Source organism: Photobacterium angustum, from assembly GCF_002954615.1.
In the GTDB taxonomy this organism is placed as follows: Bacteria; Pseudomonadota; Gammaproteobacteria; order Enterobacterales; family Vibrionaceae; genus Photobacterium; species Photobacterium angustum_A.
This window is the reverse complement of record NZ_MSCJ01000003.1, coordinates 1,585,753-1,604,726: the sequence shown is the minus strand read 5'-3', so window position 1 is coordinate 1,604,726 and position 18,974 is coordinate 1,585,753. Positions and strand designations below refer to the sequence as shown.

At 41.1% G+C, this 18,974-nt stretch carries 5 protein-coding genes; all 5 read left to right on the top strand.

Annotated elements, in window-relative coordinates; all coding sequences use genetic code 11:
* Positions 1–86: 86 nt before the first annotated feature.
* The 5 genes from BTO08_RS22025 to BTO08_RS22005 all read left to right on the top strand — a co-directional run bounded on the left by BTO08_RS22025 (position 87) and on the right by BTO08_RS22005 (position 18,974).
* Positions 87–7,154, top strand: coding sequence for a GEVED domain-containing protein (locus tag BTO08_RS22025; RefSeq protein WP_242446326.1), 7,068 nt, complete (start codon positions 87–89; stop codon positions 7,152–7,154).
* A 650-nt stretch (positions 7,155–7,804) separates the two neighbouring features.
* Positions 7,805–8,290 carry a hypothetical protein gene (locus BTO08_RS22020; protein ID WP_105062659.1) on the top strand — a complete coding sequence of 162 codons (486 nt, stop codon included), beginning with the start codon at positions 7,805–7,807 and terminating at the stop codon, positions 8,288–8,290.
* A gap of 92 nt (positions 8,291–8,382) precedes the next feature.
* On the top strand, positions 8,383–11,700 hold the full coding sequence (locus BTO08_RS22015) for a hypothetical protein (RefSeq protein ID WP_105062658.1): 3,318 nt from the start codon (positions 8,383–8,385) through the stop codon (positions 11,698–11,700).
* Positions 11,701–11,929: 229 nt separating this feature from the next.
* Positions 11,930–18,418, top strand: coding sequence for a hypothetical protein (locus tag BTO08_RS22010; RefSeq protein ID WP_242446325.1), 6,489 nt, complete (start codon positions 11,930–11,932; stop codon positions 18,416–18,418).
* A 13-nt stretch (positions 18,419–18,431) separates the two neighbouring features.
* The gene (locus tag BTO08_RS22005; protein WP_105062656.1) at positions 18,432–18,974 is read left to right on the top strand and encodes an OmpA family protein; all 543 of its coding nucleotides are present in this window, start codon (positions 18,432–18,434) and stop codon (positions 18,972–18,974) included.

The window sequence follows — 18,974 nt, the reverse complement described above, 5'->3', positions numbered from 1 at the left end:
CAAGAAGACTTGTCTCCCTGTTTTTATTTTGCATTTTCTTTCAGTGTCATAATGTATTTGCTGTTCCAATATATTGGACTGATTGGGTGTCAGGAAATTCAGGTTCTGGTACGGCATCAGGCCAAATAGTGACATCGGGCTCTACAGTAACTGTTTCTTATTCACAGCCTAATGGTTATAGCTTTATTTTAACAGGAAGTGGTACTGATTATTGGGTTAGTCAAGGAGGAGCAAGGAATCCTGCAATATCACCATTTACAAGTGGTTATGTTGATAATATACCGACAGCAAGTGAAATTATTGCTTTATCTAGACAGGGTGTAAATACACTGACATTTTCAGAGCCTATTGCTAACCCTGTTTTTTGTTTTGTCAGTTTGAATGGTAATGGTTATTCCTTTGATCGTGATTTTGAAATATTAAGTCAAACTGGTGGTGGCAATACCTGTGGTTTTTGGGGCTGTGGTAATGTTGTTAAGCAAATTGTTGGCGCACAATACCAGTTAAATGCAACAACAGGTGAGCCTCATGGTTGTATTCGGTTTACAGAAGAAGCTGCATTCTCAACCGTATCTTGGACAAGTCAAAGTAATGAAAATTGGAATGGGTTTACTCTTGGTATCGAAGGTACTGAGGCCGAGGTTTTTGCTGAGCGTGATTATGGTGATGCCCCCGATACTTCCGCAGGTACTGGCAGTGGTGATTATCAAACGTTAGATAGCAATGATGGGGCAAGCCATGCTCTTGTTGATACTGATGAAGATACTCAAGTTGATATCACATTAGGAACATTATGGGATGGTACAGATACCGGTAATGATGGCTCCTCGCAAAATGCGGCAGCAACAGCTGATGATATCGACAACACAGATGATGAAGACGGTGTAAGTTGGACTGATTCGTTTATTCAAGGTGGTAATACTAATATTTCTATTACTATTACAAAAGATCCCCAATCAACATTAGTAGGTTTACGTCTTTATGCTTGGGTTGATTGGAATCAAGATGGAGATTGGAACGATGCCAATGAGCAAATTATTTCTAATACTTCTGCAAGTTCATCAACCCAAAGTTACCCTGTTACAATTCCTCCAACTGCGACATTAGGTGCTACTTATCTTCGTGTTCGTGTCTGCTCTGATGCTGATTGTAATTCTCCCAATGGCGGATCAGATGATGGTGAAGTGGAAGACTACCAATTAACTGTGATCGGTGCTCAAATATCAGGGTTTGTTTTTAATGACAATGGTAGCGGAGGAGGCACAGCGACCAATGGCGTTAAAGATGGCACTGAGGCTGGGCTAGGTGTTGCGGTTCCCGTAGTCGCTTATAACGTAGCAACTGGACAGTGTTATGCAACAACAGCAGATCCTACAACGGGTTCATACACAATTTCAGCGGGAACGAGTGGTACTTACCAAGTCTATGAAGCGATAAATGAAACTAATATTGTTTCACCAACATGCCCACCAGTACAACCGATATTAAACACCACTACAGGCGCTTATTCAGGAGGCACTATTGGCGACCCAAGCAATTTTCATTCAAGCTCTGCTAATATTGTTTCTGTTACAGCGGGTGTCGCATCGAATGTTAACTTTGGTGATTTCGCTATAACACCTTTCGCAACCTGCAGCCCAGATGCTTATCTTCTTCGTAACTCCCCAACAGATATTACCGGTGTTAGTTTAGCGACAGGTGCTATCACTCCTCTCTTTAATAATGTCTTACCATCATCAACAGGAGTATTCGGAGGGACAGGTTATAACGTTATTACTAATACCTTGTTCGGCGATAATATTAGGAATACCAATACTGTTTTGATGATTGATGGTGGCGGTAATGCTTTTGTATTGCCGCTAACAGGAAGCACCATGGCACTGTCTAATTACAATAGTGGTGATATTGATGACAGTGGCAATTTGTTATTGATGTCAAGCAGTGGCACAAGCCTATATAAAATCGATGTTAATCCAAACAGTGCGACGTACTTACAGCAAATTCAACAATTGACAGTATCTGCACCTGTCATGGCTGATATGGCCATTAACCCTGTTGATAATATGTTGTATACGTTAACACCATCGGGCAGTTTAGTTCGCTTTGACCCCGCGAGTGGTGCGAGAACTAATCTCGGATCTGTAGGTACTGCGGGTACAACCTCTACTGGATGGGGAGCAGTCTATTTTGATGACCAAGGCTTTATGTATGCCTCACAAAATCCAAATCCAGGCCGTATTATTCGTATAGATATTTCAAATCCAAACTTACCTTCGGGGGGTTATGTTGCTGCTAATTTTACTCAAATGAATGCTTCAACCTCGCAAAATGATGGTGCTCGTTGTCGTTTTGCAAATTTACCGTTAGATTTTGCAGATGCGCCAACAGCGAATGGTTATGCGACGTTGCTTGCTGACGGAGGGCCTCGGCACTTATTTGAATCAGGTTTACCATATTTAGGAAGTAATGCACCCGATAGTGAAAGTGACGGTCAACCTAATACTATTGCTGATGGTGATGATACCAATGGTTTAACCCCTGATGATGAGGATGGATTTACTCAACCTTCGATTACGACCATATTAACAGCGGGCGATAATGTTGCCTTAACTGTCTCTGTGGTGACATCAGGAAATGATAACCTTTATGGTTGGATTGATTTCGACCTTAGCGGCACCTTTGATAATGATGAGAGAGCGACCGTTGCCGTTAATGCATCAGGTAATAGCATCTTAACCTTTACAGTCCCTGCTGATGTTCAAATTCAAGATACCTTTGCCCGTTTACGTGTTTGTTCGAGTGGTGAAGCCTGTAGCAGTCCAATGAGCAGTGCTGGTGACGGTGAAGTAGAAGATCATCAAATATCACTGAAACCACCCGGTGACTTAGAATTAGATTTAGAATTAGAGCCGGGAGTGAATGTCACGTTAGGTATTCCATTTAATGTGGTGGTAAAAGTTGAGAATAAGGGAACGACCATTGCGTTAAACACCAAAGTCACCCTACCTATTCCTGCCGGCTACAGCTTTGTTAGGGCGTATGAAGGAGATGGAGTAACGCCAACAACGATTTATGACCCTATTACGGGGGAATTGGATCTTGGGGCAATTGGTCTCGGATTTAACGATTATGCAGTGATCCGCCTTGCTCCTCAATCTTCCACAGCTCCTCCTATTAGTGGTGAAATCATTGAAACCTCGATCAATGATACCGACTCCACGCCAAACAATGGGTTTAATAACGGTGAAGATGACACAGATACCGTGACACCCAATATCACCAATGTTGTTCAACCGAATGTTTGTGAATCTCCTGTCGTGTATGAAGGAGGGGATGCTTACCTTGATGCCAATGGTGAGTATGTTGTAACGACCAATACACAGAACCAAGCAGGGTACCTGTGGAGTTTGCAATACATCGATTTAAATCAGCCGATGTATGCAGAGCTCGCCGTATATCTCGGTGATCGCAGTGCCAATACCGGGGGGCCGGCAGGCGAAGCGGGGGCTGACGGTATGACCTTTGTTTTATCTGCTGATCCTCGTGACTTGAATGCGGTAGGTGATTTCGGTGGTGGATTAGGGGTGGGCGATAACTTCGGTGGACAGCGTGTACAACCGTCCATTGTGTTTGAGTTTGATACTTTTGATAACACCTTTATAGGTGCTACTGATGATGCGCTCGGTGGACAATATATTGATCATACAGGCGTATATCTTAACGGGGACATCTATACCCCAGATCCGGCAAACACCCTTATCCCTGCAACCTCTGTCGCGGGTGGCGAATTGGAAGATGGGCGTTATCACATCGCACAGTTCTATTGGGATCCGACGACCAACCAATTTACCTACTACATGGATGGTGTGATGGTCGGTCAATTTACTCGCAATATCCGTAATGATATTGGCAACAACATGGTTCGTTTCGGATTTACAGGGAGTACAGGGGATAGCTTCAACCTACAAAAAGGCTGTTTCACTGATGCACCAGATGTATTAGGTTCTGATTTTGGTGATGCAGTTGATACCACAGCAGGTACAGGGATCAATGATTACACGACCATTTACGATAATGATGGGGCGCACCATGTGCAGGTCGATACGGATGATAACGGCTTTATCGATCTGCGTTTAGGTAACCAATGGGATGCAGATAATGGTAATTTACAAGATATCCTTGCCCGTGCGGATGATAATAACAATTTTGATGACGAAGATGGCGTTACCGTATTAGCACTTGCGACCATTGGCGAAAACCTGAGTGTCGCAGTTAATGTGGTCGAAGATGCGGCACGTACCAGTACAGGGCAACGGATTTATGGTTGGATGGATTTCAATCTTGATGGTGATTGGGATGATTTAGGAGAGCAAGTCATTACTCAAACGAATGCCGCCATTGGCCTGAATAACTTCACGGTGCCGATCCCATCAGGTGCCGTGGTCGGGCATACCTACTTACGTGTTCGCCTCTGTAGTAATGTCGATTGTAATAGCCCGATGGGACGAGCGAATGACGGTGAGGTAGAAGATTACCGAGTATTGATATCAGATTTAGTGAGTAATACTCAATGTGATTTAATTGTTCAAACCACTCGCCCCGTTGGTAGTAGTGATTACAGCTATACCTCCCTTGACGTACCAAGTAATCCAGTCACATTTTCTGATCTCGTCAATCCAATTGCGATTACCAATCAATCGAATATCGCCAATATAAATGCTATAGGTTTTAACCGTGTTGATGGATTAATTTACGGTACCTTTACCGATATGTCTCATGCCGATCGTACTCACCACTTATTTGTGACAGATAAAAATGGAACAAGCTTTATTGATCTTGGTGAGATAAGAGCAGATTCCGCCACATCACTCCGTCGTTTGCAAGATGGTGAAACGTTTGGCTTTAATCCAGATGAATCGTTACGCAATAGCGGCTATTCCACAACGTCCAGCACTTCAACAACCTTAAGCCCACCGACTGCCGGTGATGTAACTTCTGATGGTAACCACTTGATTATCTGGAGAACATCATGGGATTCCATCATTAAAATTGAATTAGCAACACAAACCTTTACCGCCATACCTCTAAATATAGCGGTAATGGGTGGGTCGATTGGTGGAGGAGCAATTAATGTCGGTGCCGATTTAGCGATTAATAGTCAAACAGGCATTGGGTATTTATTGGATTTAGATGGCGATAACCTCTATGCCGTAAACCTATCGACTGGCGCGGTAACAACTCAAGCGCTTAGTTACTTTGGTGCAGAGCCTACCCTTGATAGTAATGGCAAGTTACAAGCAGGGGCACTTGTAATGGACAACGGCATTAGTCTTTATGCCATCACCAATGGGGGGAACCATGACAGCGATAATAATGGTGGGATAGATCTCAATGATCGCGCCGTGGTTTATCGCGTTAACGTCGTTACTGGTGAGGTGGAATATGTTACCGCGTCCGATCAAGGCAGCTTACAAGGTAATGATGGGGCTGGGTGTTACGACTCGACCGATTATGGTGATGCACTAGCCAGTTATGGTGAAGCAGGGCACCAATACTTTGATGCCGCAACAGATGGTACTGCCGATTTACTACTGGGTAGTCGTTGGGATCCAGAGTTTGGTCAATGGCTGACGGCTGATGCATCAGGAGATGACAGTAGCGGTCAGGATGATGAAGATCTGAATATTCCTGGTCAGATTATTGTTGAGACACCAACCACCTTACCGATACAAGTGGTGGGTACTGGGTATGTCAATATCTGGGTTGATATCAACAATGACGGTGACTTTAACGATCCAAATGAATTCCTCATTGATGATGAAGCTGTTGTGACAGGTCTTAACAATATTCCAATCACATTAGATGCGAACAGTGCTGAAGGTTTCAACGGCTATACCGTTATGCGCGTACGTTTATGCTCGGCGATAAATACCTGTGACAGTGTGTCAGGTTTAGTAGCTGATGGGGAAGTGGAAGATCACTGGTTTGAACTGCTCAATCGTATCGTATTGAACGGCTTAGTGTTTGAAGATAATGGTATCGGTGGGGCAACTGCGGCTCACGATGGTGTACAAGATGGTAGTGAAATTGGGTTAGGTAACTTCACTGTGACGGTTACGTTCAATGATACCGGGGTAACAGGGTTTACTACTGGTGATGTGATTGGCACTGAAATCACATCCGGTGACGGAACCTATCAATTTATCATCGGGGTGGACTTTTCGGGTAAAAACTTATTGTTAGATGTCGTCAAACAAGCGGATTGGATTGATATCAGTGAAGCGAATGTCACAGGCATCCCACAAGTGACGAGTAACAGTGTTATCGACAGTCAAATGGCCGTGAATGCGAATGCAGGTGATGAAATCTTCGGTTTAGATTTCGGTAAAGTGCGTGAGCCACGTATGGAGCCAGACAACTTCAGTGAAGCCACCCCCGGTGGCGTGGTGTTCTTCCCACATAAATTTACTGCTGCGACATCCGGTAATGTTAACTTCACCATCATTAATTCAAGCGCTTCACCAACGAATACCAGTTGGAGTACGGTGCTCTACCACGATGTCGATTGTGATGGCACGCTTAATGGTGTTGAGGCGCAAGTGGTGAATCCAGTCGCAGTGAGTGGCAATAGTGCCGTATGTTTACTCAGTAAAGTCACCGTCCCTGCTAATGCACCGATGAATGCTCATTATCACTACGATATTGAAGCTGATATGACTTTTGCAGATACCACGAATACAGGGCATGGCATAACGCGTACCGTGTTAGATAAAGACACGGTTAGAGCAACCTTTACAGGCTCGGGTGAATTAAGGCTAGAGAAAACGGTGCGTAATGTTACTCAGAATGGTCAAGCGGTAACCAGTAATGAAGGGCGACCAGGTGATGTACTGGAATATGTCGTGACGTTCACGAATGTGGGCAATGCACCAATCAGCGATGTTGTTATTTTTGATAGTACGCCTGAATTTACCGAACTTAATCAAGCGGTACAGTGTAGTAATGGTACGGTTCCTGCTTCACTCGTTTGTAACATAGTGATAGTTAATGGCGTTAATTCAGCTGGATATGAAGGCAATATTCGTTGGGAAATGAATGGTTCTCTTGCTGCTGGCGTATCAGGAACCGTTATTTACCGAGTAGTGATTCAATAAGATAAAAGATACGGTCAGATCAACCTTATACAGGCATTGGTGAATTAATGTTAGAGAAACGGTGCGTAATCTTATTCAAGATACACAGGTTTTTACTGAATCATCAGGTAAAGTGTTATGCCTCATAATTATTAAAAAGTATTATTTTTAGTAAAGTTGTTTCTATTTAGGATTATTAGTAATAAGCAAAGTTTGTATGGTTAACTGCATTATAATCATCTAGGCGTATAGGTTTGAATATTGCCAATAATAGTTTGTTGGTCAATTTTAAAATTTTAGCTACTTATTTTGTGGCATTTATTCTATGCATTCAAATGAATGCCACGTTTTTATTTTTATTATTCTAAATATTTGGATTGATTCTTAATATTAATATTTCAATGAATTAAAGAATGATGATTTTATATTTATGTTAGGGAGGTGAAAGGCTGTTATTTTCTTGCAAATAAGATAAAAAAATATTTGCTGTTGTTTAAAATTACTCATGTCGTAAATTGGATTTATTAATCGGATTTGCATAATAATAAAAATTTCAATTTGCATATGAATAATTGATTTTTTAAGTGAGATTATTAATTAATTAATAAGTTATCATTGGCACGTAATTAGCATTAATACTATCGCAGACTAATTAAATAATGAGGTGTATTGTGAAAAAGCTATTACTAATCGTATTTGCTGCAGTGGTTATGTCTTTCTCTGTATTTGCAGAAAAGAAAGTTGAACCATTATCAAGCCAAATGGACGCATATCTTGTTACTTTAAATAAAGATGGAGATGAAGAGTTAAAACCAGCTGTTGAAGTTTATCCTAAAGATAAGATTGAATATAAGCTCACTTATACTAATAACTCAGATAAAGAGCTTAAGGGATTAGTTATTACTGGTCCTATTCCTCAAAATACATTTTTTGTTCCCGGTACTAATAACACAAAAATTAATTCAGATTTTGTTGTAAGTATTGATGGAGGCAAAACATTCGAACCGGAACCAGTTAAAAGAATGGTTATGAAGGATGGTAAAGAAGTTGAAGTTATTATCCCACCTGAAAAATACACAGCTATTCGCTGGACTCCAAATGTTCCGATTAACTCAAAGGAAAAACAAATTTTTACTTATCGTATCGAAGTTAAATAACCGATAAGTAAATGGCACTACCCCATGCTTATTGCAAGGGTTTAGCTACATTATCGTAAATTAAATTAACGACCTTAAAAGGTAACCACTTTATGAATACGCATTTAAAACCTATATGTCGATGGGTTGCAGCGGGTCTCATAACGATAGGTGCAGGTACACTTACTAGCCAAGCCCTTGCATCTACAACTCTAGCCGGCGTTGAAATTAAAAATGAAGCTAAAGTTGACTATGAAGATTCGTTGGGGAATACCTACCAAGCCTTCTCTAATGAAGCTGTAGTAAAAGTTGCGCAAATTTATGCCGCGACATTAGAGGATGACTTTGATGATACAGCTGCCGCTGGTCAAGTTAAATATGTTGTCCACGAGCTAACGAATAATGGTAATGGTCCAGAAGACTTTACATTATCTTATGCTCAAGGTTTACCTAGCGGAGACACCCGTGGTACGGATGATATTGATGCAAACAGTATCACTATGTACTGGGATGGAAATGAAACTGGTCGACCGGATAATGGTGAAGCAGCAATCCCAAGTGGTTCTGTTGTTACCATTCCAGCAGGGCAGACTTATTACTACATATTAGCAGTTGAAGTACCAAGCTCTGCACAAGTCGGTGATAAGTTAGGTGTCACATTTACAGCTCAAGCACATGAAGGTACAGGTGCTCCTGTTGCAAATGCGGTCTCAGATATTGGTGCTAATAATGATAGTGCTGATGATACGAATGGTGACTTAATCACTATTACTAACGATGCTGTTATTAATGTGAATAAGACAGCAAACGAAATCAAAGGTGGTACAGAGTCATCCACAGGTATTGATGTCGATGGTGACCCTTCAACAGATTTAGCTGTAAATATTATTCAATACAGCATTGTTGCAACGAATACAGGTAATACTTCCGCAACAGATGTTCACATGTTTGATGGTATTCCTGATGGCACGACATTAATTACTTCATCACTTTCTAGCCCAGGTTTAGTTGTTGCTGATGGTGATACATCTGTAACAAGTGCTGCTAACTTAACAGATGAAAACTCATTACTAAATTCATCTGGTGTTAGCGTTGATTTAGACCAAGATGGTTCACTTGAAAATAGCGGTGAAGGTGGTATTGCTGGTGGTTTAGATCTTAACCATGATGGTGATACTGCTGATGCAGTTGTTCCTGGTGTGTTTGCGATTGATAACTCACTACCTTCTGGCGGTACGGTATCGATGAACTTCTCTGTTTGGTATTCGCCAAACATGGTGGAAGGCGGTACAGACATTAATAACCAAGCCTTTATCTGTGCAAACTTAAACGGTGGCTCTGGTGACACCGATTATGTCGATGATAATGAGTGTGGTAGCCCAACCAAACCTGGTCCAATCATTACTAATCCAACCCCAATCACTTCAGAAAATACCTATGGTGGCTCTATTACTGATACAGGAAGTAATGGCCCATCAACGAGTGGTGAAGGTGGTGATGATGATGGTACAGAAGATAATGTACAAACTGTAGACAATGCATCAGCTGGTAGTGATGTGTTCTTCTATAACCTTATTACTAACACAGGTAATAGTACTGATACCTTTAACCTTGTGACTGTAAATGGCCCAACTAACCCATATCCAACTGGAACAACCTTCAAGTTCTTTAACGATACAGGTACTGGTCCTTTAGTTGACACGAGTAGTGACAGTATTGCAGATACAGGTGCAATTCCAGCATCGACTTGTGTGGCTGCAGGTGTAGCTCCAACAGTTGTTGATGGTATTACTGTTGCGTGTAACCAAACATTGATCCGTGTTGTCGTTAGCTTGCCTGCAAGTGCGACTGGTGGTCCATTCGAGGCGACTACAACAGCAACATCGGTTAATGATAGTACTAAGACGGATAGCAAAATTGAGCGTTTAACAAGTGTAACGCCTCCAACGGTTGATGTGTCAAATAATCCGTTTATTGATGCTAATGGTGACATGGCACCAGCAACGGATATTGATTTAGTCGATGTGACTGATGGTGTGTTAGATGCTGACGGTACGCCTGCTGACGATATTGCAACAGTATTCAATGACCAACCTCTAGCTACGACAGTAACGGCACCGATTTATATTGCTAACAAAGGCGGTGGTCAAGATTCATTCACGCTTGCTGCTGAAGGTAGTTATGACGCAGGATCTAATTCTTGGTACACAGCATTGCCTGATGGCTGGACTGTGAAATTCCTTGATGCAGGTATTGATACTAACGCCGATGGTACTGTAGATATTCCAGGTACAGGTGCACAAATCTTTGCTACAGCACAAATTCCTGGTGGCGCAGTACAGTTCGTAACGGCTGAAATTACACTACCATCTGATGCGCTTAAAGCATTAGCTGATAGTCAACAGCCTGGTACGATTGATGCCAATGTTGATGGTGATAATGATTATATTATCTCTATTAAAGTAACCTCTGCAAACTCAGGCGCTGAAGACCGTAAGGTTGAGGCAATTGATGTTCTATCTGCGAAATCTATCGCAATTACCCCTCCAACAGGTCAAAACCAAGTTGAGCCAGGTGGTTCTGTACTTTACGACCATGTATTAACAAATACTGGTAATACTACAGAGTCTGATATTACATTAGCTGCGACTGATGATAATGGCTTCACGCACAAAATTGAGATTGACACTGATGGTAACGGTACTCCAGATACAGCTATCACAGCATTGTGTCCTGCAGGTGTTGCAATTTCACCGACAATCACAGTTGAAGGTACTGACGGTGTAGATCAAACCATTGAGCTTACTTGTAAACCTGATGGTACACCAATGTTTAACTTAGAACCTGGTGAAACTATTCCAATGGAAGTGACAGTATTTGGCCCTGCTAATGCTGCACCAGGTAGTGTGAACATTACAACCATTACGGCTGAGTCTGATTCAGATTCTTCACTAACAACTAGCGCTCTAGATACCACTGAAATTGTTCGTGGTCAGGTTCGCCTATACAAATATGCGGCTCCTGATGCAACCTGTGACGGTACTGCCGATACTGGTTTCACTCAGTACTTCGAAGGTATTGAGCCTCAACAATGTGTAATTTGGATGCTTGTTGCTTGGAACCAAGGCCAAACACCAGCACTTAACACAGTAATTACGGATGCTGTTCCAGCGAATACAACGCTAGAAACTGCACAAGCACCGAATGACTGTCGTCTAACGACTGATGTTGCAGTGGCTGTTACACCAACGGATCCAACATACCCAATCGACACTGCTATTGAAGCTGACTTAGGTAACTTATGTTATCCAGCGGCTGGTACTGGTGCTGATATCACTGCGAATGTTAATGGTACTAACGTTGACTTTGACGTTGCTACATTAGCTCCTGGTGATAAAGCTGTAGGTATATTTACTGTTCGTGTTGACTAATCAATAAAAATACAAGCCTCCCTTAATTGGGAGGCTTATTAAACGTATTTATTTAAATATGTTTAATAAGCCTATCTTTCTTTGAATTATTAGCCAGTGGAGAGCGCTTATGGCACTCTTAAATTTTATGTCTAAAATGAAAAGCTTTATTATATTCATTTTATTATGTATGAGTTCATATGCATTTTCTATAACAAGTGCCGGTACTAAAATATTGAATCAAGCTGAGATGACATATTTTAATACTGAATTGGGAGAAGATGTTAAGGTCTTATCTAATTATTCATATGTAACCGTTGCCAGTGTTTATAGTTATACTATTTCACCGACAGATAACGGTGATTCTGATCCTGAATTTACCCGCTATGTACCCATTGGCGGTACTGCAAGTATTCCAGTCACTATTGAAAATACAGGGAATGAAGATGATTCTTATATATTAAATGTAAATAACTTACCAGGCGATAGTGGTGATATATATACAGAAGGAACTGAAATAAAAATATATATTGATGAAAATGGAGATGGCTTATTTAATCCTGGTGAAAGAGAGTTAGAGAAAAATGAAGATGGTAGCTATATTACACCAACTTTAGCTCCTGGAGAATTTTTACAACTTAGTTATGTTGTGACAACACCAAGTTCAGTATTAGAAAATGAAAACTTTTTATTATCTCTTAATGCACAATCAAGTGGCGATCCTGATTTAATTAAGAAAACTGATGCTGAAGTAATTGTTGTTGATGGTCCCGCATTAAATTTAACCGTAGGATCAGATCCTGTCTGTCAATCTCCAGTGAAGAGCGGTGAAGATATTGAATATAAGGTTGTTTATAACAGTGTGGGTACAGAGCGTCCGCAAGCTGCAACTGAACCTTATGTATTTTCTACGCAAGATGCTAGCGGCACATTAGTTGAAAAAAGGCATGCTGGTGTACTGATTACGGTTAAAAAACCTGCGAATGTAACAATTCAACAAGATAGAGTGGTTGATGGTCAACCTAAGCGTGATTATTCGCCAATTATCATTGCTTCACCGTTAGCGAAATTTAATGGTGGTATTGTACTTGTTGGTTTAAATACTGGTGAAATAACAAACGGCGATGATCGCTTATTAAAATGGATCGATTATTCGGTATGGGATGGTAACGGTATTGTCGAGAAAATGGGTTTCTTAGTTACCCCTTCTAATATGGAACCAGGAACATCTGGGCATTTCACCTATTATTCAAAAGTTAACAATATTAATAACTCTCCTGAATTTAAAGTATTTAGCCAAGCATCTGTTAACTTACTAGCTGGTGATCCACTTATTGTTAAAAGTAATATTCAATGTAATACGTTAAGTGGAATTGGGTTACAATCAGGCGGCAAATTAATTGACTTTGAGACCATTGATACTTCAGCCATTGATTTTGATGATAAAGGCATTAATTATTCGAATGAAGCTCACTTCTTGCCAACTGATTTTTACTTCCGCGAAGGCACACCGGGTCACGATCCTAAAATTGATGCCATTCATGCACGCATCAACTTACCTATTGCGAATCTAGATTCTTCTGTCATTGATTTTATTGGTCCTAAAGATTCTCGTTTCCCTGTTAAGTTACGTTCATCATTTGGTGATGAGTTCTATTGGGTATTTGCTGAAACAGGGCCTGATACAGGTATTTTCAGAAGTGTAATGCCTATCAGTGCGGTAGAGCCGAATGATCAGAGCGGGCCACAGGCAAGGGATTCTAATTACTGCCATGAAGCCTTCCCAGGAGTGTGGAGAGCTGGTGAAGTCAGCCGAGCTGAACAACAGTCACAAATTAACGACATTATTAACTTTAGAGCCAGTGGCTTAAATGGCAAAACTTTCAATAATTGTGGTATTGAATCTAATCCAAACGATAAATTAACGGTTGAGGTACGTGATACACAAAATAATACTGTTTTCTTACAAGATGTTGCGACAGTAAGCCCACAGTTCACAGTCTTTGATTCTACTCACTTCAAATACGATAAAAATGGCGATCTCATTCCTGGTATTGAAGGTGCTGTGGTTAAATTCTACCAAACCGTTAATGGTAAAGTACCTGATGTATTAGGTGAACCTATTGCTACTGCTGTTTCGGATGAAAACGGTCGTGTGTTCTATCCAAAACTACCAATTTCAAATGAAGGTTACTTTATCATTGTTGAGCCACCAGAAGGATATTCATGGCCAACACAATATAAAGATCCACTTGTCTTTAATTCTTACCAAGTTTCAGCTCCATCTTATGGTGCAAACGGTTATACAGGAGAAGAAAACTCAGGGTTATTCTATATAAGTTCGTTCAATGGATTAAACATTTTTGATATACCTTTAGATCCATCGAATTTAGATAGACGCCTAACATTAGAGAAAACAGCAGATAAAGAAACGGCTGAAATAGGTGAATTTGTTAAATACACCTTAACACTGAAAAATAACTTACCTGAATCGACGTTCTATAATACACGTATTATTGATGAGCTACCGTATGGTTTCAAATACATGAAAGGTAGTGCGCGTCTCAATGATCAGCCATTAGAAGATCCGATCCAAACAGGAACATACAGTATTGAGTTTAACCTTGGTGATGTCGATGGTTCTACTATCGCTCCAAATAATGGTACTTATATTGTTACATACCTCCTTCAACTTACAGCAGGTGCAGTTGACTCTGATGGTATTAACTCAGCACAAGCTGTCGCGAACACATTAGCGTCAAGTATCATCAGCTCGTTAGATAATGGTCAGCCAACATCTTCAAATATTGCACGATATCAACTGGGTATTACGCAAACTGGGGTAATGTCAGAACGAGGTATCATCTTCGGTAAAGTGTATGTTGATGGACATTGTAACAAAGATATTAAGAGTAGTGCGTGGCCAATTGGTGGTGTGAAAATCTACCTAGAAACAGGTGATTACGTCATAACTGATGAAAACGGTCAGTACTCGATGTTTGGTGTGAAACCGGGTACTCATGTACTAAAAGTTGATAAGCAAACATTACCAGAAGGTGTCGAATTACAAGCAATTGATACACGTAATGCAGGAATGGGTGATTCACGATTTGTTGATTTACGTCGTGGTGAATTCCATAAAGCAGACTTTGTAGCACCATGCCCAGAGAATAACCCAGAGGCTGTTTATAATGAGCTAAAAGGGCGAAATAAAGACATCAATGGTGATTGGTTATTTGATACTACTGAGCAATTTAAAGGACTAAGCAATCGTACAGTTGAGCGTAAAGGAAATGAATTAACCTCGGGTATTGTTAGTGGTCCAAAAGCAACAACGTCTAACAACGAAGCGTCATCGCTATCACCAACGTTACATAGTTTCAAAGGTTATGCTCTTGAGTTACGTTCGGGTAGTGAGCGTTCAATGAAAGAGTTCTATAACCTATTACCGTCAGGTGTTCAGGATGAAGCGTATGTTTATCTTGCGGGTGATGATGCATCACTAAGATTTGGTTTTGCTGATAAAGAAGACCTACTCGTTCCACTACAGCAAAAACTTCAAACCAGTAATTTTAATACCAAAGTAGTGGAAACGTCTTATAACAACATCCCTTATGCTGCTCGCCTCAATATTGATAACAAGATAGAAGAAGATATCCCATTACCAGAAAAAGATGCTGCAAAAATTACGCGTGCAGAAGCGAAAAAAGGAACATGGTATTGGCCAAAAGGCGACTATAGCTACCACGGACGTTTCATTATCGTTGTCCCTGCATCTGTTAAACCATCGCTATATGTGAATGGTAGTAAAGTGAGCGATACGCAGTTAGGTGAGCAAATTCGTAATGAGAAAGAAAAGGCACAAATACTCGGTTGGTATGGGGTTAATCTTGAGCCTGGCGATAACCTTGTTGAAGTGAAAGCGACAGATGATTTCGGAAATGAGCGTACATTATTAAGTAAAGTGTTCTCTCATCCTGATTCAGCTGATCGAATTAGCTTAAGCACTGATGGCAAGGTATTACATGCTGATGGTGGACGCTCTGTTATTCCACTCAATATCAAGCTATTTGATAAGAATAACAAGATAGCCCGTGGTACTTACTTCGTAACCTTGAATTCAAATAAAGAGAATAATTGGTTAGAGCCTGATATTCACCCTGATGAAACAGGTCATCAAGTACGTGTCGTAAACGGAGAGAAAACAGTTTACCTACGTAGTTCGAATACAACGGGTGCAATGGATATCACTGCGTCATTAAATGATATCGCTGACACCGCTCGTGTATACCAAGTAGCGGCAGCTCGCCCACTCTTTGTTTCTGGCTTACTTGAATATACTGGACGCTATGGTCGAATCAGTGGTGAAGAGCCATCTCGCCAAGCTGAAGGCTATGAAGATGATAGTTATAGTGATGATGAACGTGCAGCCATCTTTATGAAAGGTCAGGTTAAAGGAGGCATGCACTTAACATTAAGCTATGACAGCGACAAGGATGACGAAGAATATCTACGTGAAATCGCCCCTGATAGTTACTATCCATTACCAGGAGATGCAAGTATCCGTGGTTATGATGCACGCAGTACCAGTAAATGGTTCGCTAAGTTAGAAAGAGAACGTCACTTTGCGATGTGGGGTGATTACAGCACATCAGATGGTGCGGATGTGGCTGACTTAGGTATCACAAGCCAAGTGCTGAACGGTTTTAACGGTATGTACAACGATGGTCGTTTTATTGCGCAAGCTTATGCCGCACGACCTGAAGATTTACATAAAGTCGTTGAAATTAATGGTAACGGTACAGCGATGTTTTACGACATAGGTGACGGTCGTATTATCCGCCACAGCGATACCATTACGTTAGTGACTTATAGCCGTGATAATCCTGGCTTAGTATTAGCCGAACAAAACTTAATTCGCTACATTGATTACACTATCGATTACTTCACTGGACAAATTATGTTCAACCGAGTGATCCCAAGTATCGATGAAAATCTTGACCCAATAAAAGTACGCATATCGTATGACTTAGAAGGTGATGGTGATAAATATACTATCGCTGGTGGTCGTCTCTCTTACCTCTTTACACCATCGCTCGCTATGGGTTTATCATACGAGCAAAATACACATGAGTTAGAGGGCTATAAGCTAGGGAGTCTTTGGGCTAACTACAATATTGATAGCCAAACACAATTAACTGCTTCAGTGGCAACAATGAGCCATGAAGGTAGTGAAAGTGCCAATACTATCACTTCTAATGCTACGACTAATGGTCAAAAACTTGAACGCGGTACAGCAGTAAAACTTCGCTTGAAGCGTGATTGGACTGATTCAAGTCAAACCGAATTAGAATATGCATATGCAGAGAAAGGGTTTACCAACATAACTGGTGGTGTGACGCCAGCACGACAAGAAGTTCGCTTACGTCATCGTCAGAAGTTAATGGGTTTAACTAACTTGAATGTTGAAGCGTCCCACTCTGAATCTCTAGAAACGAGCGAGAAACAACAGTCAGCTGGCGCTACGTTAGATACTAAACTGTTTGGCAGTGCATGGACGACTCGTTTAGGTTCTCGTTACATCAAAAATGAAACCAGCACGGGTGAAACCGAACAATTCACTACAGCAATCTTCGGTTTAGGTCGCAGCTTTAACCTCTTTAATCGAGCTGGTCGTTTCGATACAGAGTATGAGCGTAGCTTCAATAGCAACGCACAGCAGCGTTTCAATATCAAAGCGGATTGGAATATACATAAACAAGCGAACCTTTATGCTAACTATGAATATATTGATTCACTAGGCGGTATTAGTAACTTAGGTAGCGGTACTACCAGCTTATTAACCGCAGGTATTGATGTAGATTGGCAGCATGGTGGTAGTACTTTCAGTGAGTTCCGTCAACGAGGTGCATCAGACGGCCGTATTCTGGAAGTGGCGAATGGTTACCGTGGCAAGTTTGAACTGGTGCCAGGGATCAGCATTGACCCATCAGCTGAATATATCGAAGTCATTAAAGGTGAAGGTACATCAGGCGTGGCTGTTTCATTAGGTATCGCTGATATCCGTAACCCAAATTATAAAACCACAGGACGTATCGAATATCGTCATGGTGATACCGAAGATTACTATGGTCTACTAGGGGCATGGGTAACGCGTTTGACCCAAGATTGGAGTGGTTTGGTTCGTGAAGAGTTCCGCTATGTTGATAATGATGCAGCGATTAACACTTGGAACCAACATTTAAGCTTAGGTATTTCATACCGTCCACGTTTAACAAACGTCTATAACATGCTAGGTGTTTATGAGTGGAAGATTGACCGCAATGATGTCAAACGTACCGCTCATATTCTATCAACACACCATAACTATCAGCCAGCATCAAATTGGTTACTATCGGGCCGCTTAGGGGTTAAGTGGGAAGACTATAACGAATACGATTATAGCTACGATTCAGTATCAACCATTATTGATGGACGCGTGATTTACTACCTCAATCGTCGTTGGGATCTTGATTTACACGCAGGTGTACTCGGTACCGATGGATTAAGTAGTCGCCGTTATTCATATGGCTTAGGTATCAACTATCTAGTAATGAAAAATTTACGCGCGGGTATTGGCTATAACGGTATTGGGTTCAAAGACAGCGATCTCGACCCACAAGGTTATAACCTGCAAGGTTTTTATTTCAACATGATGTTCAAACTTGATGAAGGCTTGTTTGGCTGGTTGAGTGAATAGAGGTAACTAACTAATGAAAGTAAGATTATTTTTATTGCTTGTTTGTACCTATCTAAGTGGGTGTGTCAGTGATAAAGCAATATATGCAGATTACGGCCCTTTAGCGTGTCAAAAAGCGGCACCAAAAGTTGTGGTAGACGCTTGGCCAAGTGTTGTTAACTTTGAATTTGATAAATCAGATTTAACATCAGCTGAAATGAGCCGTCTAGCGAATGCAGTAAAAGTATTGCAACAGAATCCATCTTTTAATGTTGCTGTAGTTGGTTCTACGGATCCAGTTGGCTCACATGAATATAACGATGCACTTTCTATTCGCCGAGCTGAAGTAGTTGGAAACTATTTGCAGAGTCAGGGTATTTCTCCATCAAGGATGGCTCTGATTGGTACGGGTGAAAGAGAGCTGTTCGTTAAAACAAACAGTGAGAAAGAAAACCGAGCAAATCGCCGTACCCAACTTATTTTACTCGATGCGAATCATGAGCCAGTGACAATGTTCTTTGATAATTCAAAGCAAACACTGGAGTCAAACATTATGAATCCGGTAAATAGCTTATAA